We start from the raw sequence: 23,817 nt of genomic DNA on the forward strand, positions 1-23,817 counted from the left end.
TAAGTATTTGTTGTATTTTATTATAACAAGGGCAGTTATTTTAATCAAGAGCGAAGTAAATTGTCAAATAATTAGAGTTGGATATTTGGAAAAATATCAAAAAAATGGAAGCGTTTACTTGACAAACATTATGTAAAGGTGTAACATATTATTGCAAACATGTACACACATGTCACACATGTATTTTTATTTCCAAAATATTGTAAAAAAGGAAGGGTTATTTGAATGTTAGATTTAAAAGTATTAACACAAGCGCTTGGAGATTTAGAAGAAGATGAGGTAATAGATTTACTGAATGAATATGTAGCAACAAATCCAACTGAAGAAGATGCTTTAGAAGCAGTCGGCGCGTGTCAGGCTGGTATGGGGATTGTTGGAGATCTTTTTGAAAAAGGTGAATATTTTGTTGGCGATTTAATCTTTGCAGGTGAATTATTAACTGAAGCCATCAATGTGTTGAAACCAGCTTTGGGCAGGGGCGGATCTACCGTTGCAGGTACGATTGTTCTGGGTACTGTGCATGGAGATTTACATGATATTGGAAAAAATATTTTCAAGAGCATGTCAGAAGCAGCTGGATTTGAAGTCATTGATTTAGGAATCGATGTAGCTCCAGAAATTTTCGTTGAAAAAGCTAAAGATTGCAAACCGGCGATTATTGGCATGAGTGGCGTGTTGACGCTAGCGATTGATTCGATGAAAGAAACTGTTGATGCACTTAAAGCAGCAGGTATTGATGCTAAAATTATTATCGGCGGAAATCCTGTAACTAAAGAATCTTGTGAATATGTTGGAGCCGATAAATTTACTACCAATGCGGCTGAAGGCGTTAAGATCTGTCAAGCTTGGGTATAAAACTTCCATTAAATATAAAAAATATAAATAATTACTCAACTATGGATAGTGCCATGGGCATTATCCATAAGAGGGGAGAGAATTTTGATTCTCTTCCCTCTTTTAAATTTGTGCGAAGGCATCAAGAGACAAATAGCGCTTGAAATCATATGAAATTGTCATTTAATCTGCAAATTTTTCTTTTAAAAATAAAAATTTGCAGATATTTGTATATACAGGTCGATATAAGTATGATATAATTTCGACAAACGATTTCATGGTTAATCAATATTTAAAAGGATGAAATCGTGAATGGTTTTTCAACTCAACAAAAAATTGCTGAAGTATGGGTAAATAATGGTAAAAAAGTTTCGCAACCGATAGAAAAAATTTTAGCATCAAGCATTGCAGTAAGTGTATTTATTGACTGGATGCTTGTTATTATGCGCTGTCAAAAAGATAATAGTTTAGAGACTTTTGCTCTTTATGTATGAAAAGCAAAAGTCTCTAAATTCGAATGCTAGTTTTAAATTTTATTGTATAAAGGCAGATTATACCATTATCAAAAGAACTAAATTAGGGTATAATAAAGAAGAATTGATAAGGAATTTCAGGTGTAATTGCTTAGACAGAGCCACGATATTTATATGAGAATGGCATGAGGTCAATACTTTGCACCGTTTAGGAAGTGGAGCTTAAATATGAAACAGAGCATTGTAAGATCCATTGAAGGATTATATGAAGACCGAACATTGGAGCTTGTGCGAATTGCCATTCGTAAAGGATTCAAACCGATTGATATATTTAATTGGTTGCAAATCGGAATGGAACGGGTGGGAAAATTATATGAGACAAGTGATTATTTTATTGCTGATTTGATTTTCGCTGGGATTATTTTTCAAGAAGTGATGGAATTAGACGAACTAAAAGAAATTACTAAGGTTACCCCAAAAAATAAAATTGGTAAAATATTGCTCTTTTCAGTTTCGGGTGATTGCCATGATATTGGAAAAAATATATTCGGCTCATTTGCCAGAACAGCTGGATTTGATGTAGTGGATATTGGGACTGATGTTTCACTTTATCAGGCAATGGAAGCTGTTGAAACGGTGAAACCTGATATTATTGGACTCAGTGGTATGCAGCAAGAGACCATTTATGAAATGAGAGCGGTTGTTTGTGAGTTAATAAACAAAGGAATCCGAGATGATTATCGTATCATTATTGGAGGAGCTGTCATAGATGAAAAAGCAGGTGAGATTGTTGGGGCAGATTATGCAACAAAAGATGTCACGATGGGTGTTGATAAATGCAAATTATGGATGGTAGAGAAGTCCGCTCAGAAAAATACTAGAAGATAGACCAAGGTGGTGAGAACATGGGATCCCCCGAGTATATAAAAATAGTTGAGGCGATAAAAGGTAGAATAACAAGTGAAGAAATTAAACCGGGTGATGCTATTCAGTCAGAAAATCTTCTTTGCGAGGAATTTAATGTAAGTCGAATGACGGTTAGAAAAGGCCTGGCGGTTCTCGTGAATGAAGGGTATATTTATTCAATTCCGGGAAAAGGCAACTATGTTTGTGAGCCGAACTTAGACTCGTACACATTACATTTTGATGAAATGATGGCTACCGATAAGAAAGGTGAAGAAATTCGTCTTATTGAAGTGAATGTAGTCAAACCCAGTTATGAGGTTGGCTTTAATTTAGAAATTCCGGAAAATAAACACGTTATTGTGGTAAAACGTGTTTTTCTGAGTGATGGACACGTTAAGGCGTTTGATGTTAAATATATTCCTTATTACCGCGGTATTCCTATTGTTGAAAAGGAAATTCGTTACGCGACTTTTCCAGAAATGGTAGCAAAAAAAAATTCAATATTTGCGATGACCAAGAAGTTGAAGATTAAAGCAATAGCAGCAAAGGATGAAGTCAGTCAAATCCTAGATGTCATGGAAGGTGACGCTATTTTGGTTGTGGAGCAAAAGCTCCTTGATGAAAAAGATCACCCAATTGGATGGGGATCCATGTATTTTGCCGGAGATGATTCTGGACTGGAGGCCATTGCTTCCTTTGATTAGTTATGAATAACAGAGGTATGGGATGAAAAAAAGTATCTTATTAATCGCATGTAGTATGATTAAAGATGAGATGACCCTAGCTATGAAAAATACTGACATAACTTATGATACAATTTGGATGAGCTCGGATCTTCATATTAATCCTGATTATTTGAGAAATGCACTGCAAGAAGAAATTAATAACCATCAAGATTATGAAATGATTTTATTGGCATATGGAAATTGTGGGAAGGGCTTAGTTGGGCTGATCAGCGCCAATACAAAATTGGCATTCCTGCGGTCAGAAGATTGTATTCACATGCTGCTTCATAAAAAAAAGGGACTAAAGGCACTCCGGGGAGAAACCTATTTTATCACTAAAGGCTGGATGGAAGGAAAAAAGTCATTAAAAGAAGAATATCATTATGCCATAAATAAATACGGTCCTAAAAGAGCCGAAATGATTATGGAAATTATGTTTAAAAATTATGGGTCGCTGATGATGATTGACGATGGATCTTATGATTTGGAAAATTGGATTCATTGTGCCAGACATCTAAGCCAGGTTCTTAAATTGGATTTTGTAATTACCAATGGTGATGTTGAACTTTTGGAAATGTTCCTTTCTCTTAAATGGGATCATCATGTCGTCCTGATCTCGCCAGGGACAGAAATCACAAAGGATGATTTTGGTGTGCAATGTGCGGTTACCGGCACCCAAAATGTCTTTTGAAATAATTTAATAATTAGTAAGGAGATGCCGGAATAAGCGTCTCTTTTTTAGTTGCTAAAAAATACCTTTATAGACAGTGAATTCGCAAAGAAGTATAATAATAAGAAAGTACTGTCTTTTAAGGATAAATTAGGAAGGAAACAGGATGAAATTAGAAGAATTAATTCAAGATTTAAAAGTTCTGGAAATAAAGAACAATATATCTGAGAAGAAAATAAGCAAGGTCGTATACAACTCTAAAGAAACAGAAAAAGAAAGCATTTTTGTTGCGATTGTTGGATATATAACAGACGGTCATAAATACATAGGAAACGCAATCGATCAGGGAGCATGCGCGGTCGTTTATCAAAATGATTTGGCCGAGTATGATAAAAACGTTACCTATATAAAAGTTTCGGATTCTCGCTTTGCTCTTGGTTTACTGGCAAATCGTTTTTATCATAAACCATCAGAATCGATGGTGGTAACAGGCGTGACCGGAACAAATGGAAAAACATCGCTAACGTATATGCTTAAACATATTTTCGAAATGAATGGAGAAAAATGCGGCTTAATTGGAACAATCCAAAATTTGGTTGAAGATGAAGTCATTGACAATCGCGGGCGGACGACACCTGAATCTTTGGAGATTCAAGAAATCATTAAAGAAATGAAAGATGCTGATTGTTCACATTTGTTTATGGAAGTATCTTCTCACGGCCTGGCATTGGATCGGGTAAACGGGGTGGCGTTTGATTATGGCATTTTTACCAACCTTACCCAAGATCATTTGGACTATCATAAGACTTTCCAGAACTATTTTGACGCAAAAGCCAAACTTTTTTATCATGTCAAGAAAGCGAATATTATTAATGGAGATGATCAATGGGGGCAAATGTTATGTGAAATTCTTGAAGAAAAAACAGATACTCCGATCATTACCTATGGAAAAAATTCAACAAATGATTATGTAGCCAGTGATATGGTTTTTAATATAAACGGGACGACTTTCACCCTTATTACGCCAGTTGGGGAGGAAGAAATATTTTTAAGTATTCCTGGCGAGGTTATGGTCTACAATGCAATGGCAGCGATGATTAATGCCATTGAAGAAGGTGTGCCGATGGCGATTATAAAAAAAGCAATGGCATCAATGCCTGGTGTTGAAGGTCGAATGGAGCATTTAGATGCTGATGCTCTTTTTGATGTCGTTATTGATTATGCACATTCCCCAGATTCTTTGGAAAAATTGCTGAAATCAATTAGAGAGATATTTAAAGGGAGAATTGTCCTGGTTTTCGGATGCAATGGTGACCGCGATAAGGAAAAGAGACCGATTATGGGACGAATAGCCGGAGAGTTCGCAGATATCGTGGTAGTAACTTCAGATAACCCTGCCAGTGAAAATCCGATGGATATTATTAATGCCGTGGCAGCAGGTGTTCGAGAGAAAACCGATCAGTACTACACTGTTGAAACACGTAAAGAAGGCGTCTGTTTTGGCGCATCTTTGTGTAAATCTGGTGATGTACTGGTTCTAGCCGGAAAAGGCCATGAAAAGCAAGAGATTATGAAAGATGAAACGTTATATTACAACGAATGGGATACGGTCAGAGAAGCCATAGCCAGGCTTAAATAGGGTTGTCTAAAAACGTCCTGGCTGACAATGGTAAATCGTTGTCGGAGGCATGATCGGACAGGCTGATGCCTATTTGCCATGATTAATGTTTAGTTTGTTGCAGATTGTGCAAAACACCATGCTGTAGGGGCGATTCATGATCGCCTCGTGACGTTGTTACAAAAAATCAACGTTTTCGGGCGATCAATGGATCGCCCCTACAGGCATAAATTAGATATACCCCAATATGATTTTTCGACATTAATAATCAACAGGGCGATTTAATTTATTTGAGGGTTAATACAATGGGGCAATGATCAGAGCCGGTTACATCATTTAAAATATCGGTGGAATCAACTTTTGGCATAAACTTTTCAGAGACGAAGAAGGAATCAATCCGCCATCCGGCATTGTTGTTTCGGGCATTAAACCGATAAGACCACCAGCTGTACTTAATTTCATCCGGGTGCTGGATACGCCAGCTGTCCACCATGCCGATATTGAGAAAATCATCAATCCAGGCCCGTTCGATCGGAAGAAAACCGGATCGCTTGGAATTTTCTTTAGGGTTTTTCAAGTCGCTTTCCCGATGAGCGGTATTGATGTCGCCGCAGACGATGACGTTTTTATCTGACTCTAAGAGAGCTTGGACATCCTTTAAAAGACAATGGTTAAAATCCATTTTAAATTGAAGGCGCTCATCATCTTTTTGTCCGTTTGGAAAATAGACATTATAGAGAATGAAGTCAGGGTATTCCAAGATAATGGTTCGCCCTTCGTTGTTGAAAATTGGGTCGGAAAGGCCGGTTTTAATGGTGAGTGGTGCTGTTTTATAATAAACGGCGGTTCCGCTGTAACCTTTCCGTTCGCCTGAATGAAAATAGGCGGTATAGCCCGGAATATTCAATAAACTTTCCTCCAGTTGATGATCGTGGGCTTTCGTTTCCTGAAGGCATAAAATATCCGGCTGTTCTGCTTCAATAAAGGGGATAAACCCTTTTTTCTCAACGGCGCGGATGCCGTTAACATTCCAAGAAATAATTTTCATAAGTCACCTTTCAATTTGTATAATAATTACAATAAGTTATAAATCGTCTGGGAGATAATAGTAAATCGTTGTCTGCTGCATAATCGGACAGGCTAACGCCTGTTCGGCATGATGCCGACAACTGATGTTACTATTATCTCCCGGACTTACGGTTGCATTTTGTCAAGATTCAATATCAAATTCCATTTTCCAGTGTTTCCAGAGTTTCAAGTCGTTCCATGATTTCAAGTATTTCTTCTTCCAAAGCAGCCATTTCTTCCGATAATTCCTGGAGGGTGGTGTAATCACTGGTGACGATAGCGATTTCCTGCGTCACATCATCCAGCCGCTTTTCTTTCTTTTCCAGGGTATCGATTAAAAGTTCCTGTTCTCTCTTTTCTTTATAGGTCAAACCAGGCTTTCGAATTTTGGGTTTATCGACTTTTGCTTTGACCGCTTTTTCTACCGGTTCTTCCTGTTTATTAAATCCTAATGGATGTTTGGCAATGTAGTCCGAATAATTCCCAGTTTGGGTGGTGATCACGCCGTTGCCGTCAAAAGAATAAATCTGTTCACAGGTGCGATCCAGAAAATAACGGTCATGGGAAACAATCAATACTGCGCCCTGGAAATCATCAAGGTAGGACTCTAAAATGGTCAGGGTCTCAATGTCCAGGTCATTGGTTGGTTCATCAAAGAGAAGAACATTCGGAGCCATGATCAGAATGCCTAAGAGATAGAGACGTCGGCGTTCTCCCCCGGATAATTCGGAGATGTAGACCCACTGACTATTCTTATCAAATAGAAACAATTCCATCATTTGTGCCGCGGTAACGGTTTCGCCATGGGAATTTTCCATGTACTCGGCTTTTTCTCGAATATAGTCAATACATCGAAGGTTAAGATCCATATCTTCAGATTCCTGAGAAAAGTAACCGAGCTTGACGGTTTCGCCAAGGGAGATAGTGCCCGAGTCGGGTTTCAGTTTCCCGGAAATGAGATTGAGAAGGGTTGATTTTCCAAGACCATTTTTACCAATAATGCCAATGCGTTCGTTTTGACCAAGAATGACACTAAAATCGGCAATGATTGTTTGGGCGCCAAAGGATTTTTTTAAATGATCGATTTCAATGACTTTCTTACCAAGTCGGGTAAAACCAACCGATATTTCCAATTGCGTTTCGCTCAGGTCTGTGGCACGATCTTTTATTTCGTCAAAACGCTGAATCCGTGCTTTCTGCTTGGTCGTTCGCGCCCGGGCGCCCCGGCGTATCCAGGAAAGCTCGCGGCGATAAAGATTTTGGCGCTTTTCTTCAATGGCGGTCTGAACAACTTTTCGGTTCGCTTTTTGTTCTAAAAAATTCGAGTAGTTTCCGTCATATTCATACAGATTTCCTTTATCCAACTCAATGGTTCGATTAACCACCCGATCTAAAAAATAACGGTCATGGGTTACCATCAGCAATGCTTCATGACGGTTTAGCAGGTAATTTTCCAACCAGGCAATGGTATCATTATCAAGATGATTAGTCGGTTCATCAAGAATCAGCAGATCACAGGGAGTGAGCAAAGCAGAAGCCATAGCAACACGTTTCCGCTGTCCGCCGGAAAGATGCCCGATGCGTTTGTCATAGTCTGAAATGCCCAGTTGAGACAGAATGGTTTCCACCTGAGATTTAAGGTTCCAGAGATTTTCATCATCAATTTTTTGAGATAAGCTCAACATGCGCTTTTGCAAGGAGACATCTTCAGGAGATTGCTCTAACGCCATCAGGGTTGATTCATAATCTCTGACAAGATTCATTTCCGGGGAATTGGCGCTAAATACCTGATCGAGAACCGTTATGTCAGGATCAAGGTCCGGGTCCTGGGGCAGAATTCCCACTCGTTTGGACCCAAAGAATTTCACTTCGCCTTCATCAGGAGTATCCAGGTTACCAATGATTTTCAACAAAGAAGTTTTCCCTGAACCATTGACTCCGATAACACCAATCTTATCGGTATCGGAGATGTTAAAGGAGATATTATTAAAAAGTGCTTTCACACCATAGCTTTTTTTTAGATTTTCAATACTTGCAATATTCATGGATTCATCCTTTGTGTTTTCGTTTTATTGTCTATTTTATCATAAGTAGTTGGTGAAGTCGGGAAAATTATTTACAAAATGTTCGAAAGAGGGTATTATGAAGACATCTTAAGAAATGAGGGCGAAGAGGAAAATGATGCTGGGGAAAACTGCTTTTATTGCAAAAAGTGCGGATGTGGTTGGAAAAGTGACGCTTGGAAATTATATCAGCATCTGGTTTCAAACGGTGATCCGGGGAGATGTGGATACCATCACCATCGGAGATCGAACAAATATTCAAGATGGAACGGTGGTCCATGTGGCACCGGGATATCCTACTATTATAGGAAATGGTGTAAGTATTGGACATAACGCCATTATTCATGGTTGCGAAATTGGCGACAATGTTCTTATTGGGATGGGTGCGATTATCCTGAATGGTGCAAAAATTGGGGATAATTCCATCGTTGGGGCGGGATCTTTGGTGACACAGGGAAAGATATATCCGCCAAATTCGATGATTCTCGGCAGCCCGGCCAAAAGAATCAGAGACTTAAATGAAGATGAAGTGCAGTCCATTCGCGATAATGCAGAAGAGTATTTGGATACGATGAAACGTTATATGTAAAATACGGGGTGCTGAAAAATGAGATTAAAAAAGCTGCTGCAAACCACTTTATAGGGTTTGCAACAGCTTTTTTCTATTTCGACTTCACTGGAGTCAACTGAAATTGTTCCAGTGGTTTGTAGAGAATGGTCACAATGACAACCCCAACTGAACCTTGTAAAAGGCTGAAAGGAACATTGATAAGCGGTGAGGTGATGCTGCCATACATGATTACTTCCGAAACATAATAGACAAGTGCCATGACAATAACCGCGGGAAATGCGAAGAATAGGATATTCTTTGCCGGATAGCGCTTGATGAAGTATCCAAAGATAAAAGCCATCAAGCCCTTAGCTATAAATGTAGGGAACATGTAAATGCTGTAACCGCCAAAATAATCCGCGCCGGCAGATCCAATCCCGGCGGCCAGAAGGCCAGCCCAGGGTCCCAATATGTAAGCCGATAAAAGGACGGCGCCATCACCTAAATGGATATAACCATTGAAAACGGGAATTCTGATGATAAACGTCATGATGAAGACGAGTGCCATCATTAAGGCGGAATAAGTAATTTTTTTTGTTTGACTGTTCATTAAAGGCCCTCAGTTTCTATAGTATTCCTATAGATTATCTCATATTTCATTCAAAATGCAAGATTCTGATGAAAATATTTGATGACTTTCATTAGATTTGCTCGATGAAAATAGTAACGGAACTGTTGCCGGGCATATCCGTTTTTTGCGAATTGTTAGGAGATACAGTGATACTGATTGAATATCCGCTAACGGTTGCATCGAGGTAGGTGGAATCGGATACCGTATCTTCAGAATAATTGGATTGATTCTCCAAAAGAGGACGATAAAAAGATACAATGTCTCCCGTTGCAAGTCCTGAAACATAGGTCGTCGTCCAACCGGGATCGCCGTTTGCATTCGTGATTTGATAAGAATCGGCAACGTCAAGAACCCCATAAAGTGGGATCAGTTGATTTGGATAACTGGTGGCTAATTTTTTAGAATTATCAACGAAGATTTCATCGGTATTCGTATCAATAACAGTCTGCATTTCTTGGGGCACGGTAACGGTTGTTGTCGCTGTAGCAGATGGCTGATTGCTGGTTGTATTGGTTGTATTGGTTGTTTGTTCTTGTTGTGCTGTTGCTGGTGTAGTAGTGCTCGCTGTTCCACTGGTATTTGTATTTTTTATCAGCTTTGGAAAAACAAAAATTGTGCCAACAATGAGAATCGCAATGATGAAGACAGAAATCAGAATATAACGTAATTTCATTTTTAACTCCTTTTTATTCTAATAATGCCATCATTATACCCGATATTCTTAAATATTTGAATAAAGATTTCAAAAAACTTGATTTTATTAAAGATTTTGTATAGAATATGAAACAGACGTTTCGATTAATAATATTAATGAAACAATATAAAATGTAATGATAAGGATGCCTTGTGGAAAACTTTAACAGAGATGTAATCGGTTTGGTGAAAGATTATTAAAAGATACCTCAAGGAGATCACCTTTGAACAGGATTCCTGAAATTAATGAAGTAGGGAACCCCGGGGAATCGTTAAATTCATATGAGTGGGCAGTTTCTGTCAACTTGGGTGGTACCGCGATTTTTCGTCCCTTGAATTTTTCAAGGGGCTTTTTTGGTTTAATATAGCTATAGTTAGTGGAGGTAGAGATTTGGCAGAGTTTAAAACATTAACAGAAGGAAATGTTGGAGAACGGGAAGATAATATTTCGAAGCAATGGGAAAAAATGAATCTTTTAAAAATGACCATTGATAATCGAGAAGGAAAAGAAAATTTTGTATTTTATGAAGGACCGCCAACCGCCAATGGACGGCCTGGGATTCACCACGTTTTGGCGAGAACATTAAAAGACACCGTTTGTAAATACAAGGTCATGAATGGCTATCGCGTGGTCAGAAAAGCGGGATGGGATACCCACGGCCTGCCGGTTGAAATCGAAGTTGAAAAACAATTAGGCTTATCCAGCAAACCGGAAATTGAAGCGTACGGCGTGGAGAAGTTTAATAAAAAATGCCGGGAATCGGTTTTCAATTATGAAAACCAATGGCGAGAAATGAGCCGAAAAATGGGCTATTTCATTGACATGGAAGATCCTTACATCACGTTGGACAACAATTATATCGAATCGGTATGGTGGATTTTAGATAAGTTCAACAAGGAAGGGTTCCTTTACGAAGGACATAAAATCATGCCTTTTTGTCCGCGCTGCGGAACTGGCCTCGCCTCTCATGAGGTTGCCCAGGGTTATCAGGAAATCAAGAGCAATACCGTTGTCGTTGCATTCAAACGCCGGGATGCCGATGAATATTTTCTGGTTTGGACCACAACCCCCTGGACTTTAGCCGCCAATGTTGCCCTTGCCGTTCATCCGGAGGCGGATTATATTAAAGCCCGAAGCAACGGAAACGTTTATATCTGTGCAAAGGTCTTGGCGCCAAAACTGCTTGGCGAAGATTATGAAATCCTTGCAGAAATGAAAGGGAGCGCTTTGGAATATGTTGAGTATGAACAGCTCATGCCTTTTGTGACGCCGGATAAAAAAGCATTTTATGTAACTTGTGCGGATTATGTTACCACAGAAGACGGTACCGGTATCGTTCATATCGCACCAGCCTTTGGCGAGGACGATTATAAAGTCGGCCGCCAGTATAAATTGCCGGTGCTTCAGCCGGTTGCCGAAAATGGAAAATATACCGATACCCCCTGGAAGGGCCAATTCGTTATGGATGCCGACCTGGACATCATAAAATGGCTTAAAGCCGAAGGCAAGCTTTTCAAGAAGGAAAAGATCGTTCATAATTATCCGCACTGCTGGCGATGTAAAACCCCATTGCTTTATTATGCAAAACCAAGCTGGTACATCGAAATAACAAAAATTAAAGACCGATTGATTGAAAACAATAATGGGGTGGAATGGTATCCGGATTATGTTGGTGAAAAACGTTTTGGCAACTGGCTGGAAAATTTAAATGATTGGGCAATATCCCGAACCAGGTACTGGGGAACTCCGCTGAATGTCTGGCGCTGTGAATGCGGCCATATTGAAACCGTTGGTTCCCGAAAGGAATTAGTCGAACGCGCCATTGAAAACATCGATGAAACCATTGAACTTCACCGCCCTTATGTGGATGATGTCCATTTCAAATGCCCGGATTGCGGGAAGACGATGAATCGCGTCAAAGATGTCATTGACTGCTGGTTTGATTCCGGGTCAATGCCGTTTGCGCAATACCACTACCCATTTGAAAACAAAGAACTTTGGGAAGAACAATTCCCGGCCGATTTTATATGCGAAGGGATTGATCAGACCAGAGGCTGGTTTTATTCACTGCTGGCGATTTCGTCTTTTGTTACCGGAAAAGCGCCCTATAAACGGGTATTGGTCAATGATTTAATCCTTGATGCGGAAGGACAAAAAATGTCCAAAACCAAGGGAAATACCGTTGATCCCTTTAAAATGTTTGAAGAATACGGAGCGGATGCCCTGCGTTGGTATTTATTGTATGTATCACCATCCTGGACCCCCACCCGTTTTGATATCAAGGGATTAAAGGAAGTTCAAAGTAAATTTTTCAATACCCTTAAAAACACCTATCATTTCTTTGCTTTATATGCCAATACTGATAAGATTGATCCGCGGGAGTTCTTTGTCCCTTATGAAGAGCGTCCAGTCATTGATGCCTGGATTCTATCGAAATACAATCGCCTGGTCAAAGAAGTTCGCCAGGAAATGGATATTTTCGATCTGACCAGAGCCGTGCGAAAGATTCAAAACTTTGTCAACGAAGATTTATCCAACTGGTACATCAGACGCAACCGTCGCCGTTTCTGGGGAACCGAACTGACGGCGGATAAGAAAGCCGTTTACAATACGACCTGGGAAGTACTGGAGGGCATTACCCGCCTTTGTGCCCCGTTCGCACCTTACGTAACGGAAGAAATATATCAAAAGCTGACTGACGGTGAATCGGTTCATTTAGCCGATTATCCGGAGGTTAATGAAGCGCTGATTAAAGATGACATTGAAGAACCAATGGATTTAGTGAGAGATCTGGTCAGTCTGGGACGAGGCGCCAGAGAAGATGCGAAAATCAAGGTGCGACAGCCTTTGTCCAAAATTATTGTGGATGGCAAGTACCGTGAAACCATTGGTGATTTACGTGTTTTATTAGAAGAGGAACTCAATATCAAGGAAGTTGATTTTGAGGATAATCTTGGAGATTTCATGAACTACACCCTGAAACCGGACTTTAAAGTAGCCGGACCGATTCTGGGAAAAAATGTGAAGCTCCTGGGAAAAGCACTTGCTACAGTGAATCCAGCCGAAGCGGTTGCTAAACTGGAATCAGGAGAAAGTGTCGTGGTCAATCTGGATGGCGAAAACATTGAGCTTAAAAAGGATTTTATCGACATTCGGATTTCAGCAAAGGAAGGATTCAATGTCCAGATGTTCAATAACAAATTTATCATTTTGGATACGACTCTTAATCAGGAATTGCTGGACGAGGGTTGCGCCCGAGAATTCGTTTCACGCATTCAGCAGTTAAGAAAATCCAATGGATATGAAGTGATGGATCGGATCGACATTACTTATGCCAGTGATGAACAAATGGATCGGGCCATTGAAGTCTATTCAGATTTCATAAAAACCGAAACCTTGGCCGATCATATTACGATTAAGCCTGAAGCTGGTGAAACGTTCAATCTTAACGGACATGATACAACGATTGAGCTTGAAAAGAAATAAAGTAAAAGTCCCTATAAATTGAATATATAATTCAAAAAGTAAGTCCTGAAGACAATGGGAACATCAGTTGTCTTCAGGACGTTTTTTGTTACTAAAACTAATTTTTTAAACAGTTGGACCTTTTTCGATAAATTGCGGGTAGTAACCCAGAAATTGAAAATAATCAGTTTTTTCCGCAATGATCGGAAGCAGGGTGGTGAGGGTGTTTTGAGAAATGTTTCCGGTAAAATTAATAAAAAACAGATATTCCCAATTGTGATTTGCCAAAGGTCGGGATTCAATCTTGGATAAATTGAGCGAAAAGACCGAAAAGATCCCAATGACTTCAAAAAGCGATCCCGGACGATGCGGCAGATGAAAAGCAATACTGACGCAAGTTGGCTTATTAAAAAGTTTAAGTTCACGGGAGATGATGACAAATCGGGTGACATTGGTTTGTGAAAAATTGATGTTTTCGGCCAAAATTTCAAGATCGTAAATTTCACCGGCTCGTTTGCTGGCGATGGCTGCCATATGGGGTTCGTTTTTTTCAGCTACGTAGGCGGCGGCAATGGCCGTATTGAAATAGGGAATGCATTTCCAGTTCGGATAGGTGTTCAGAAATTCCTGAGATTGAGAAAACCCCTGGGGGTGGGAATAGACTTCATCAATGCTTTCAAGAGTCGCTCCTTTTGGAGCTAGAAGGCAGTGACGAACCCGGATTTCTTCCTCACCGACGATATAATACTGGTAGCGGGAAAGCAGGTCATAAACGACAGCAATGGAACCGGTGGAAGAGTTTTCAATGGGAACAACCCCATAATCGGCTTTTCCCTGATTCAGTGCCTCAAAGACATCCTCAAACGTTTTACAGGGAAAAAGCGTGCATGAATCATTGAAAAAAGAGATGCTGGCTTCTTCGCAATAGGAACCACAGGCACCGCCGTAAGCAACCCGGGATTTCGCTTCGACAACTTGAGGATACTTTGAAAATGCTTGGTTTAAAGCATCCAGTATCTTCATTTAGTAACCTAAATTTTCGCCGACTAAAATAATTTTAATGCGGCCGGGAATATCACTGTGTCGGGTAACGACAATATCGCAACAAAGGCAATCTTCACTATGGCAGTTGCCGCAGTGGCCGGTATCATAACATGGCGTTTTTCGGCTCAGGCGGATAGCATTAACCGGAGCGGCAACGTTCTGGGTTCGGAAAATGGCGGCATCTACATTGGCAACAATTTTATTAATCCCGGCAATGATAATGACCTGCTCAGGACCAAAGCAAAGCAAAGCCACGCGGTTGCCGATACCATCGATGTTTACGAGTTCGCCAGACATGGTAATGGCATTGGTCCCCATTATAAGCGTGTGGCTTAGAACCGCCTTTGCGAGAAAGTCTCTTTTTTCCGGATATGATTTGGCCAGACCGCGATCAAGGTAGGTGTAGTTACCGTTTTTTACCGCATCGAGTAAACCGATTTCTTTGATGGATTGGGAACCACCATGGGTAATGCTGGCGCCCTTTGGAATTAACGATAAAGCAAGTTCTAAAGCTTCATCGTGCGAGCTGCAGTAATAGCCTTCAAAATTCCGCTTTTCAAAATTTTTAATTAAAGATTTACTGAGATTCAAATAATTTTCTTCTTTATAACCCAAAATAATACCTCCAAGGAAAATGATAATCTTATTATAAACCAACAGCGTAAAAAAAACAAAAATAATTATTGAATTAGGTTATAATAAAATAAAAATGATGAACAAAAGATAATTGGAGGTAAAAATGCACAAATATAAAGGAATCGTTTTTGATTTAGATGGCACATTAATTAATTCTCTGGAGGATCTTATTGATTCCTGCAATACCGTCATGGCGCAGCATGGATTTCCAACTTATGCTTATGAAGATGGCAAAAAATTAATTGGCAGGGGTCTTAGAAATTTAACCCGTGATGCAATGCCTGAAAAATATCGCAGTGATGATGCCTTCGTCGATGAACTGACGGATCTGCTTCGGGCCGAATACAGCGTTAACTATTTAAAAAAAACCAAACCCTACCCGGAGATCACAAAAGTACTGGATTATTTAAAAACAAATCGTATTCCCTATGGGGTTTGCACCAACAAACCGGATTCAGAGGCAAAATCGCTGATCCAAATTTTGTTTAAGGAATATGATTTTGTTGACGTAGTGGGATTCACCAGTGATGATCTAAGAAAGCCAAACCCGACGACAACATTGGCATTAGCAAAAAAAATGGGCGTCAATCCAGAAGAATGTCTCTATGTGGGGGATTCGATGGTCGACTATGAAACTGGGACAAATGCGGGAATGCTGCCGGTGCTGTGCACCTGGGGGTTTGAGTCGCCTGAGGTGATTTCAAAGTTTGAAGATGCGTTTTGGATAGACAACCCCATGCGGATTATTGAGGCATTGCGTGATGGCAAAGAAGTGTATTCTGTCTAAGCTAAAGTCTGATTTCAATCCGGGAAAACAGGCGAATGCGGTTTCACCGGATTGGTGATTTTTTTGAGATAAGATTAAGAGTTAGCAGGCGTGGAAATGTAAACGTCGAACAGAATGTAAATAGAAATATAAATTACATGTTGACAAAGATTCTAGGTATTGTTATAATAAAAAAGTTTTACTTTCCATTAAATATGTGCTATACTAAGGAAGAGAAAACCATAAGAGAGGTGAATTTCATGCCAAAAGCAACCATTATGGACATTAGACGCGAGGTGGAAAATTATCTTGGTCGACGAGTCAAACTTGAAGCACATAAGAGCAAGAAAAAACTTTACCAAAAAGAAGGGATTATTGAGGAAACTTATCCCAGTATTTTTACCGTAAGAGTTAAAGAGGATAAAAGAAAAGAGCAAAAGTTATCTTTTAGTTATTCCGATCTTTTAACTCAAAGCGTAAAAATAGTATTACTTGATGATGATGAAGCTGTAGCTGAAAAGAAACTATTAGTTTCATAATGACAACATAGAAAAGTTCCGCACAAAAAGGGAGGGCTGATGTTCTTCTTTTTTTGTTTTTTGAATTATTTCGAATTGATAGGATTTTCATCAAAGCGGTGATATAATAAAAAGAATTGGGAAGAATGGAGATGAAAAATGGGAGATAAAAATTTAAATATAGAATCAGAAATAGGAAAATTAAAAAAAGTGTTGGTTCATCGACCGGGAAGAGAACTGGAACGGATTGTTCCGGATTCCTTAAAGGAATTATTGTTTGAGGATATCCCATGGCTGAAACGCATGCAGGAAGAGCATGATGCTTTTGCCGCGATATTAAAAAGGCGGGGAGCAGAAGTTTATTATGTTGAAGATTTATTAAAAGATATTCTCAAAAAAACATCCGTCCGAGAGAAACTAATCAATGAAGTGATCGACCAGAATCCATCATCCGGAAATTATATTGATGGCTTTTTGAGTGAATATTTAATGTCCTTGAATAGTGAGGATTTGGGAGAGGCATTAATTGCCGGCGTTTTGCAAAAAGAACTGAATCATATGGAACGGCATCGGGTGTTAACGGACTATTTAAAAGGGCCGGAACCGTATGCATTTTATTTAAATCCTTTGCCGAATCTTTATTTCATGCGAGATCCTGCCGTTACCATTCATGATGGACTGAGTATTTCGGCAATGGCTACCCGGACGAGAAAAAGGGAAAGTCGCTACATGTCGGCCATTTATGAAAATCATCCGCTGTTTGCAACCTGTGAAAATAAAAAATTTTATCAGGATACTAACTTTTTTTCTCTCGAAGGTGGGGATATCCTGGTTCTCAGTCCCAAAGTTGTTGCGGTGGGTTGCAGCGAGCGTACTGCTGTACAGGGAGTTGAAGAGCTGGCCAAAAACCTTTTTAATGCGGACTTGGGCATTGAAAAAGTACTGGCCGTAAAAATTCCCAATAATCGCGCCTTTATGCATTTAGATACTGTTTTCACGATGGTGGATTATGATAAATTTATTGTCTACCCTGGTATTCTAGAACAAATTGAAACCGTCGTGATGACGCCAGGCGGCAAAGACTATCTTCTTTATGAGTGGGCGGACAGCCTCAAAGACGCTCTTAAATCGGTTCTGGAGCTGCCGGCCATTAATCTGATTGAAAGCGGTGGCGGCAACCCGGTTGCCGCCGCCCGAGAGCAATGGAATGACAGCACCAATACCCTGGCAATTGCCCCCGGTGTGATTGTCGCGTACGAACGGAATGAACGTTCCAATGAGGTGCTCTGTGATAATGGCATTGAAGTCATTGGGATTGAAGCCTCAGAGCTGGTGCGTGGTCGCGGCGGCCCCCGATGCATGACCATGCCCTTGTATCGAGATTCATTTTAGTCAGTCAATTTATGAAGAAGAATATTTTCCTTGTGAAATAGACTGAATATCAGTTAAAATATAGATAAAAGAAGTGATAAACGGAGGAAGCGCTATGAATTTAAAAGGACGTCATCTTTTGACGCTAAAGGATTTTACCCCAGAGGAAATACAGTATCTAATTGATTACGCGGCAGAGTTAAAAGCAAAGAAAAAAGCAGGTGAGGTGGGAAATCTTCTTAAAGGAAAAAATATTGTGCTTCTTTTTGAAAAAACATCAACACGAACTCGTTGCGCTTTTGAAGTGGCAGCTTTTGATGAAGGGGCAAACATCACATTTTTAACGAATAGTCAAATGGGCAAGAAGGAATCCATTGAGGATACAGCAAAGGTGTTAGGCCGCTTTTATGATGGCATCGAATTCCGGGGTTTCCAGCAGGAAACCGTACAGATATTAGCGGACTGTTCCGGCGTACCGGTATGGAACGGACTGACGGATACCGACCATCCGACTCAAATATTAGCGGATATGCTGACTGTCCAGGAAAATTTTGGCGAGCTCAAAGGCCGTCGACTGGTGTTTGTTGGAGATGCCAGAAATAATATGGGCAACTCATTGATGATCGGATGCGCAAAATTGGGAATGCATTTTGTGGCAGTGGCACCGGAAGTCCTTTTCCCGGAACAAGGCTTGGTGGAAGAAATGAGAACCTTGTGCAAAACCACCGGAGGATCGATTACCCTGAGTACGGATATTAAAGCCGGTGTGAAGGGGGCGGATGTGATCTATACCGATGTTTGGGTTTCGATGGGTGAAGAGGCTCAAATGGCGGAACGGATTAAATTATTGTCGCCATATCAGGTCAATATGGAAATGATTAAGGCAACAGAAAATGATAAGGTAATCTTCCTTCATTGTCTGCCGGCCTTTCACGATTTAGAAACCACGGTTTCGCAAGAAGTCAAAGAGAAATTTGGATTAAGTGAAATGGAAGTGACGGATGAAGTCTTCAGAAGCAGGCACTCGGTTGTCTTCGATGAAGCGGAGAATCGGATGCATACGATCAAGGCGGTAATGTGTGCCTCTCTGGTTGGCTAAACTATCCCTCTGTATTCACTAGAATCATCGCCAGGAGATTAAGAAATTATGGAAATTAAAAATATTAGGAAGTTGCAAAACGGTTCAGACGTACGGGGCATTGCGATTGCTGGAGTTCCTGGGGAAACCGTTAATTTCACCCAGGAAATGGTCATGAAAATCGCCTTTTCCTTTGCCATCTGGCTAGAGAATAAGTTGGCAAAAAAAGCGCCGCTAAGTATTGCCGTGGGGCGGGATAGCCGCATTTCCGGGCCGCACTTTGCCCAGGCCGTGGCGCTGGGATTGGTGAGCAAGGGAAACAAGGTCTATCAATGCGGCATTGCCACCACCCCGGCAATGTTTATGACCACGGTAGATCCGGTCCTGAATACGGACGGTGCGATGATGGTAACGGCCAGCCATCTGCCTTACAATCGGAATGGACTTAAGTTTTTCACCAAAGAGGGCGGCTTGAATAAAGAAGATATTGCCGAAATTCTGGAACTGGCGGAAACAGTCGAAACATCGTTTACTCTTGGGGGGCAGGCCGTCGACTACGATTTTATCCCCTCTTATGCAAAAAATATTGTAGAATTGATCCGTGAAAAAACAAAGCATGAGCAGCCGTTAGCCGGAACCCATATCGTTGTAGATGCCGGTAACGGGGCCGGTGGATTTTTTACCGAACAGGTTCTGCAACCATTAGGGGCCGATACCAAGGGAAGTCTCTATCTTGATCCGGATGGAAATTTTCCCAATCATGTTCCGAATCCGGAAGATCCACAAGCCATTGAACACGTCACCAAAGCGGTTTTGGATAATCAGGCGGATATGGGGATTATTTTTGATACCGATGTGGATCGGGCCGCGATTATTGATGAAAAGGGAAATGCCATTAATCGGAATGGATTTATTGCCTTTATTGCAAGCCTGTTGTTGAAGGATTATCCGGGATCAACAATTGTGACCGATTCCATTACTTCGACCGGGTTAACCGAGTATATCCAAAATTTAGGGGGGAAACATCACCGCTTTAAACGAGGTTATAAAAATGTCATTAACGAAGCTATTCGTTTAAATGAAGCCGGAGTTGAAACACATTTAGCAATGGAAACCAGCGGACACGGAGCCATCAAAGAAAATTATTTTCTGGATGACGGTGCGCATCTTGTTACCCTGGCACTCATAAAGTTTGCCGAACTTCATCAGTCCGGCAAACCGATTAGTTCTTTTTTAAAGGGCATGAAGGAACCGCAAGAAGCAAAAGAAATTCGTTTTAAGATCGCAGATGAAGATTTTAAGGCATATGGTGAAAAGGTGTTAGAAGAATTTAAAATCTTTGCAGCAAGTCAGCCGGGCTGGACGTTGGTCGAACCTAATTATGAAGGGGTCCGGGTAAGCTGTGATGAAACGGCTGGAAATGGCTGGTGTTTACTCAGAATGTCCCTTCATGATCCCATTATGCCACTAAATATTGAATCCGACGCGGTTGGCGGATGCGACGTTATCCAAACAACGTTGATGGCGTATTTAGATCAATTCGAGGCTTTGAAACAATAGCAATGACCATTGAAGTTAGATATAGTAAGATAAAGTAAGATATAGTCAGCAAAAACCGCAACAGGGGTAAAAGTCCTGTTGCGGTTTTTTTTTGCGCCGATTAATCATCAGGCTCCAGCTGGGAAACAAAGTCATCAATTAAATCCATATGTTGGGACATGGCCATCGCGGCTTTAAGGGGATCATGGTTTTGAAAAGCCTGGAGAATAATGTGATGCTGCTGATCGATGAGCGGGCCCCTGTGGGGATCGTCAAGTATGGCGATGCGGATATCCTTGATCAGGGCTTCAATCAGAGAAGCGGATGACAAAAGGACATTTTTAATCATGATATTTTCAGAAGCGATGGCAATTTCATAATGGAAACGTTTGTCCAATTCAGCCCGAATGGATTCATCGGTTTCGGTTTCAATCGCCCGACAAATTTTTTCAATCTTTTCATAGCGCTCAGGGGTCATATGTTTGGCAGCCAGTTTAGCAGATTCGGTTTCAAGGGCGCGACGGAGTTCTTGAATCTGACTGATTTTTGCTTTGCTTAGCCAGAACATAATGGTTAAGGGCTGGGTTAGGGTATCTTCATAATCGACGGCAATAAAGTTGCCTTCGCCCTGCTGGCATCGCACCAACCCAATCATTTCCAGGGCTCGGACGGCTTCCCGGATGGTTGCTCTGGAAACGCCTAATTGTTCTGCCCATTGCCGCTCAGAAGGAAGACGGTCACCGCTTTTTAAATTTCCCTCGATAATATTATCTTTGATTTGCTCGAGGATTTGCAAATATATTTTTTTTTGTTCGATTTCTTTAAACATATATACACGTCATTTCATTTTATTTGCTCATATCATCATGATAGCAGCTTGTTGAATTATGATAGCAGAGAGAAAATTGTTATAGATTTCAATGCTTGTTTTAATTGTAGCACAGAGATTTTTAAATGCAAAATCATAAAAATATAAAAAAAATAATGAAAACGTTATTTTAATACTTGACAAGAATTTACGAAAAGAATATAATGGCAACAGGTTGGTGGTCAGACCACTGACCAATAGCAAAATTTTATCAAAGAGATTTTATCAGAGTGATTTTAATGGAGGGTAAGAATGAAAATACTGGTTTGTATTAAACAGGTCCCTGGAACATCCAATGTGGAAGTTGATCCAGTGACTGGTGTCCTGATTCGTGATGGGGTTGAATCAAAAATGAACCCTTATGATTTGTATGCTTTAGAAACCGCATTCCGGCTGAAAGAACAATTAGGCGGGACCATTACCACCTTGACGATGGGGCCGATGCAGAGTAAAGAAGTATTATTAGAGTCTTTTTATATGGGTGCAGATGAAGGCTGTTTATTATCAGACCGGAAATTTGGCGGCGCGGATGTGGTTGCAACAAGCTACACACTCGCCCAGGGAGTTAAAAGACTTGGTGATTTTGATCTCATCGTTTGTGGAAAGCAAACCACCGATGGTGATACCGCTCAGGTCGGACCAGAAATGGCCGAGTTTTTAGGAATCCCGCATATTACAAATGTCATTAAGATTTTATTGGCAGATGAAAAAGGCTTGACTTTACAGATGAACATGGATGATTCGATTGAAATCCAACGGATTCCATACCCCTGTCTGATTACCGTGGACAAGGATATTTACACACCACGCTTACCCTCGTACAAGCGGAAAATGGCAATTACAGAAAACCCGGAAATAAAAATTCTGACGTTAAAAGATATGTATGACACCGATGAAAAAAAATATGGATTAAGCGGATCAGCCACTCAGGTTGAACGTATTTTTCCGCCGGAAAGCAATGTTGAAAAAACGAGCTTTGCCGGAGATGGCAAAACCCTGGCGAAAACCTTATTTGGAATTTTGTCAGAGAAAAAATATTTAGGCTAGAAAGGAAAAAAATCATGGCAGGAATAAAAATAATTAATGAAAATGCAGGTCGAGAGATCTATGAAGCACTGGCAGAGATTTGTCCTTTCGGAGCCTTCAGTTATGAAAATGATAAGCTTGAAGTGACGGCCGCCTGTAAGATGTGCAAAATGTGTTTAAAAAAAGGACCGGAAGGCATTCTCATTCTTGAAGAGGACGAGAAAGTCGCCATTGACAAGGATTTATACCGGGGAATTACGGTCTATGTGGATCATATCGAAGGAAAGATTCACCCCGTCACATTTGAACTGATTGGAAAAGCCCGAGAACTTGCAAAGGTTACTAATCATCCGGTTTATGCTTTGTTAATGGGAACCAATATTAAGAAGCCGGCAGAGGAACTTTTGAATTACGGCGTCGATAAGGTTTTTGTGTATGACGAACCGGAATTAAAGCATTTTGTGATTGAACCCTATGCCAACGCATTTGAAGATTTTATTGAAAAAATAAAACCATCTTCCATCTTGGTTGGCGCAACCAATGTCGGCCGTTCGCTGGCTCCGCGAGTGGCAGCCCGCTACCGCACCGGTCTGACCGCTGATTGCACGATTTTAGAAATGAAAGAAAATACCGATTTGGTACAGATCCGTCCGGCTTTTGGCGGAAATATTATGGCCCAAATTGTTACCGAAAATAATCGTCCCCAGTTTTGCACCGTTCGCTATAAAGTGTTTAACGCGCCTGAATTTGTGAAAGATCCTTGGGGAACCATTGAAATGATGGAAATCGAAAAAGAAAAACTGATTTCATCCATTGAAGTCCTGGAAGTGATTAAAAAAGAAAAAGGACTGGATATTTCTGAGGCGGATACCATTGTGGCGGTCGGCCGAGGGGTAAAAAGCGAAAAAGATTTAGATATGATTAATGAATTTGCCGAAAAAATTGGCGCTGTCGTGGCCTGTACCCGGCCCGGAATTGAAGCCGGCTGGTTCGACGCAAAGCTGCAAATTGGGCTTAGCGGCCGAACGGTAAAACCAAAGTTGATTATTGCCCTTGGTATTTCCGGCGCGGTACAGTTTGCCGCCGGGATGCAAAATTCCGAATACATTATTGCCATTAACAATGATCCCAAGGCACCCATTTTTAATGTTGCCCACTGTGGGATGGTTGGTGATCTGTATGAGATACTGCCGGAATTGTTGAAAATGATCGAAGCGTCGGAAACAATAACAGAGCAGGAAATAACCGAGCCTGAAGAAAGGATGGCAGTATAA

At 40.6% G+C, this 23,817-nt stretch carries 22 protein-coding genes and 1 other annotated feature; of the genes, 15 read left to right on the forward strand and 7 right to left on the reverse strand.

Annotated elements, in window-relative coordinates:
- Positions 1 to 225: 225 nt before the first annotated feature.
- From FZC41_RS11195 to FZC41_RS11220, 6 genes are all read left to right on the forward strand, one after another.
- A complete protein-coding gene (locus FZC41_RS11195; protein ID WP_148567497.1) occupies positions 226 to 855 on the forward strand; it encodes a cobalamin B12-binding domain-containing protein in 630 nt (209 codons plus the stop codon).
- A 287-nt stretch (positions 856 to 1,142) separates the two neighbouring features.
- A complete protein-coding gene (locus FZC41_RS11200; protein WP_148567498.1) occupies positions 1,143 to 1,328 on the forward strand; it encodes a hypothetical protein in 186 nt (61 codons plus the stop codon).
- Between the two features lie 207 nt (positions 1,329 to 1,535).
- Positions 1,536 to 2,195, forward strand: coding sequence for a cobalamin B12-binding domain-containing protein (locus tag FZC41_RS11205; RefSeq protein ID WP_148567499.1), 660 nt, complete (start codon positions 1,536 to 1,538; stop codon positions 2,193 to 2,195).
- A gap of 17 nt (positions 2,196 to 2,212) precedes the next feature.
- Entirely contained in the window at positions 2,213 to 2,917 is a 705-nt protein-coding gene (locus tag FZC41_RS11210; protein ID WP_148567500.1) for a GntR family transcriptional regulator, read from the forward strand.
- 22 nt (positions 2,918 to 2,939) lie between these two features.
- Positions 2,940 to 3,629 carry a DUF1638 domain-containing protein gene (locus FZC41_RS11215; protein ID WP_148567501.1) on the forward strand — a complete coding sequence of 230 codons (690 nt, stop codon included), beginning with the start codon at positions 2,940 to 2,942 and terminating at the stop codon, positions 3,627 to 3,629.
- Between the two features lie 145 nt (positions 3,630 to 3,774).
- A complete protein-coding gene (locus tag FZC41_RS11220; RefSeq protein WP_148567502.1) occupies positions 3,775 to 5,247 on the forward strand; it encodes a UDP-N-acetylmuramoyl-L-alanyl-D-glutamate--2,6-diaminopimelate ligase in 1,473 nt (490 codons plus the stop codon).
- Between the two features lie 265 nt (positions 5,248 to 5,512).
- Here FZC41_RS11220 and FZC41_RS11225 read toward each other — a convergent pair whose 3' ends face one another.
- Positions 5,513 to 6,274 carry an exodeoxyribonuclease III gene (locus FZC41_RS11225; protein ID WP_148567503.1) on the reverse strand — a complete coding sequence of 254 codons (762 nt, stop codon included), beginning with the start codon at positions 6,272 to 6,274 and terminating at the stop codon, positions 5,513 to 5,515.
- Positions 6,275 to 6,449: 175 nt separating this feature from the next.
- Positions 6,450 to 8,339 carry an ABC-F family ATP-binding cassette domain-containing protein gene (locus FZC41_RS11230; protein ID WP_148567504.1) on the reverse strand — a complete coding sequence of 630 codons (1,890 nt, stop codon included), beginning with the start codon at positions 8,337 to 8,339 and terminating at the stop codon, positions 6,450 to 6,452.
- Positions 8,340 to 8,472: 133 nt separating this feature from the next.
- Between FZC41_RS11230 and FZC41_RS11235 the strand changes: the two genes are divergently transcribed.
- Positions 8,473 to 8,946: a gamma carbonic anhydrase family protein gene (locus tag FZC41_RS11235; protein WP_148567505.1), complete on the forward strand. Its 474-nt coding sequence runs from the start codon at positions 8,473 to 8,475 to the stop codon at positions 8,944 to 8,946.
- 73 nt (positions 8,947 to 9,019) lie between these two features.
- Here FZC41_RS11235 and FZC41_RS11240 read toward each other — a convergent pair whose 3' ends face one another.
- Together FZC41_RS11240 and FZC41_RS11245 are read right to left on the reverse strand one after the other, a co-directional pair.
- A complete protein-coding gene (locus FZC41_RS11240) occupies positions 9,020 to 9,517 on the reverse strand; it encodes an ECF transporter S component (RefSeq protein ID WP_148567506.1) in 498 nt (165 codons plus the stop codon).
- A 91-nt stretch (positions 9,518 to 9,608) separates the two neighbouring features.
- The gene (locus FZC41_RS11245) at positions 9,609 to 10,211 is read right to left on the reverse strand and encodes a hypothetical protein (protein WP_148567507.1); all 603 of its coding nucleotides are present in this window, start codon (positions 10,209 to 10,211) and stop codon (positions 9,609 to 9,611) included.
- A 148-nt stretch (positions 10,212 to 10,359) separates the two neighbouring features.
- Positions 10,360 to 10,567, forward strand: a binding site (T-box leader).
- 55 nt (positions 10,568 to 10,622) lie between these two features.
- Here FZC41_RS11245 and ileS point away from each other — a divergent pair.
- Positions 10,623 to 13,718 carry an isoleucine--tRNA ligase gene (gene ileS, locus FZC41_RS11250; protein ID WP_148567508.1) on the forward strand — a complete coding sequence of 1,032 codons (3,096 nt, stop codon included), beginning with the start codon at positions 10,623 to 10,625 and terminating at the stop codon, positions 13,716 to 13,718.
- A gap of 105 nt (positions 13,719 to 13,823) precedes the next feature.
- Here ileS and pheA read toward each other — a convergent pair whose 3' ends face one another.
- Together pheA and FZC41_RS11260 are read right to left on the reverse strand one after the other, a co-directional pair.
- Positions 13,824 to 14,720, reverse strand: a complete 897-nt coding sequence (pheA, locus tag FZC41_RS11255) for a prephenate dehydratase (protein ID WP_148567509.1) — start codon at positions 14,718 to 14,720, stop codon at positions 13,824 to 13,826.
- Positions 14,721 to 15,356 carry a lactate utilization protein gene (locus FZC41_RS11260; RefSeq protein ID WP_148567510.1) on the reverse strand — a complete coding sequence of 212 codons (636 nt, stop codon included), beginning with the start codon at positions 15,354 to 15,356 and terminating at the stop codon, positions 14,721 to 14,723.
- Between the two features lie 124 nt (positions 15,357 to 15,480).
- Between FZC41_RS11260 and FZC41_RS11265 the strand changes: the two genes are divergently transcribed.
- The 5 genes from FZC41_RS11265 (at position 15,481) to FZC41_RS11285 (ending at position 20,670) form a co-directional block, all read left to right on the forward strand.
- Positions 15,481 to 16,164: an HAD family hydrolase gene (locus FZC41_RS11265; RefSeq protein ID WP_148567511.1), complete on the forward strand. Its 684-nt coding sequence runs from the start codon at positions 15,481 to 15,483 to the stop codon at positions 16,162 to 16,164.
- Between the two features lie 239 nt (positions 16,165 to 16,403).
- Complete coding sequence (locus FZC41_RS11270) at positions 16,404 to 16,682, forward strand: Veg family protein (RefSeq protein ID WP_148567512.1); 279 nt, start codon at positions 16,404 to 16,406, stop codon at positions 16,680 to 16,682.
- A gap of 138 nt (positions 16,683 to 16,820) precedes the next feature.
- On the forward strand, positions 16,821 to 18,053 hold the full coding sequence (locus FZC41_RS11275) for an arginine deiminase (protein ID WP_148567513.1): 1,233 nt from the start codon (positions 16,821 to 16,823) through the stop codon (positions 18,051 to 18,053).
- A 94-nt stretch (positions 18,054 to 18,147) separates the two neighbouring features.
- Positions 18,148 to 19,131 carry an ornithine carbamoyltransferase gene (argF, locus tag FZC41_RS11280; protein WP_148567514.1) on the forward strand — a complete coding sequence of 328 codons (984 nt, stop codon included), beginning with the start codon at positions 18,148 to 18,150 and terminating at the stop codon, positions 19,129 to 19,131.
- Between the two features lie 48 nt (positions 19,132 to 19,179).
- Positions 19,180 to 20,670, forward strand: coding sequence for a phosphohexomutase domain-containing protein (locus FZC41_RS11285; protein WP_148567515.1), 1,491 nt, complete (start codon positions 19,180 to 19,182; stop codon positions 20,668 to 20,670).
- Positions 20,671 to 20,770: 100 nt separating this feature from the next.
- Here the strand turns inward: FZC41_RS11285 and FZC41_RS11290 are convergent, their stop codons facing one another.
- A complete protein-coding gene (locus tag FZC41_RS11290; protein ID WP_148567516.1) occupies positions 20,771 to 21,478 on the reverse strand; it encodes a FadR/GntR family transcriptional regulator in 708 nt (235 codons plus the stop codon).
- Between the two features lie 291 nt (positions 21,479 to 21,769).
- Between FZC41_RS11290 and lctB the strand changes: the two genes are divergently transcribed.
- Together lctB and lctC are read left to right on the forward strand one after the other, a co-directional pair.
- Positions 21,770 to 22,564 (forward strand): lactate dehydrogenase subunit LctB, encoded by a 795-nt coding sequence (gene lctB / locus FZC41_RS11295; protein WP_148567517.1) that lies wholly within the window; start codon positions 21,770 to 21,772, stop codon positions 22,562 to 22,564.
- Between the two features lie 14 nt (positions 22,565 to 22,578).
- Positions 22,579 to 23,817, forward strand: coding sequence for a lactate dehydrogenase subunit LctC (lctC, locus tag FZC41_RS11300; RefSeq protein ID WP_148567518.1), 1,239 nt, complete (start codon positions 22,579 to 22,581; stop codon positions 23,815 to 23,817).

The organism is Acetobacterium paludosum (assembly GCF_008086595.1).
GTDB classification, from domain to species: Bacteria; Bacillota; Clostridia; order Eubacteriales; family Eubacteriaceae; genus Acetobacterium; species Acetobacterium paludosum.

Excerpts from the sequence above, each read along its gene's own strand:
- FZC41_RS11275 (WP_148567513.1), top strand. The coding sequence starts at position 16,821 with ATGGGAGATAAAAATTTAAATATAGAATCAGAAATAGGAAAATTAAAA.
- pheA (WP_148567509.1), bottom strand. The coding sequence starts at position 14,720 with ATGAAGATACTGGATGCTTTAAACCAAGCATTTTCAAAGTATCCTCAA.
- FZC41_RS11270 (WP_148567512.1), top strand. The coding sequence starts at position 16,404 with ATGCCAAAAGCAACCATTATGGACATTAGACGCGAGGTGGAAAATTAT.
- FZC41_RS11240 (WP_148567506.1), bottom strand. The coding sequence starts at position 9,517 with ATGAACAGTCAAACAAAAAAAATTACTTATTCCGCCTTAATGATGGCA.
- FZC41_RS11245 (WP_148567507.1), bottom strand. The coding sequence starts at position 10,211 with ATGAAATTACGTTATATTCTGATTTCTGTCTTCATCATTGCGATTCTC.
- FZC41_RS11215 (WP_148567501.1), top strand. The coding sequence starts at position 2,940 with ATGAAAAAAAGTATCTTATTAATCGCATGTAGTATGATTAAAGATGAG.
- FZC41_RS11220 (WP_148567502.1), top strand. The coding sequence starts at position 3,775 with ATGAAATTAGAAGAATTAATTCAAGATTTAAAAGTTCTGGAAATAAAG.
- FZC41_RS11230 (WP_148567504.1), bottom strand. The coding sequence starts at position 8,339 with ATGAATATTGCAAGTATTGAAAATCTAAAAAAAAGCTATGGTGTGAAA.
- FZC41_RS11205 (WP_148567499.1), top strand. The coding sequence starts at position 1,536 with ATGAAACAGAGCATTGTAAGATCCATTGAAGGATTATATGAAGACCGA.
- FZC41_RS11225 (WP_148567503.1), bottom strand. The coding sequence starts at position 6,274 with ATGAAAATTATTTCTTGGAATGTTAACGGCATCCGCGCCGTTGAGAAA.
- lctC (WP_148567518.1), top strand. The coding sequence starts at position 22,579 with ATGGCAGGAATAAAAATAATTAATGAAAATGCAGGTCGAGAGATCTAT.
- FZC41_RS11265 (WP_148567511.1), top strand. The coding sequence starts at position 15,481 with ATGCACAAATATAAAGGAATCGTTTTTGATTTAGATGGCACATTAATT.
- FZC41_RS11235 (WP_148567505.1), top strand. The coding sequence starts at position 8,473 with ATGATGCTGGGGAAAACTGCTTTTATTGCAAAAAGTGCGGATGTGGTT.
- FZC41_RS11210 (WP_148567500.1), top strand. The coding sequence starts at position 2,213 with ATGGGATCCCCCGAGTATATAAAAATAGTTGAGGCGATAAAAGGTAGA.
- FZC41_RS11195 (WP_148567497.1), top strand. The coding sequence starts at position 226 with ATGTTAGATTTAAAAGTATTAACACAAGCGCTTGGAGATTTAGAAGAA.
- lctB (WP_148567517.1), top strand. The coding sequence starts at position 21,770 with ATGAAAATACTGGTTTGTATTAAACAGGTCCCTGGAACATCCAATGTG.
- FZC41_RS11285 (WP_148567515.1), top strand. The coding sequence starts at position 19,180 with ATGGAAATTAAAAATATTAGGAAGTTGCAAAACGGTTCAGACGTACGG.
- FZC41_RS11290 (WP_148567516.1), bottom strand. The coding sequence starts at position 21,478 with ATGTTTAAAGAAATCGAACAAAAAAAAATATATTTGCAAATCCTCGAG.
- argF (WP_148567514.1), top strand. The coding sequence starts at position 18,148 with ATGAATTTAAAAGGACGTCATCTTTTGACGCTAAAGGATTTTACCCCA.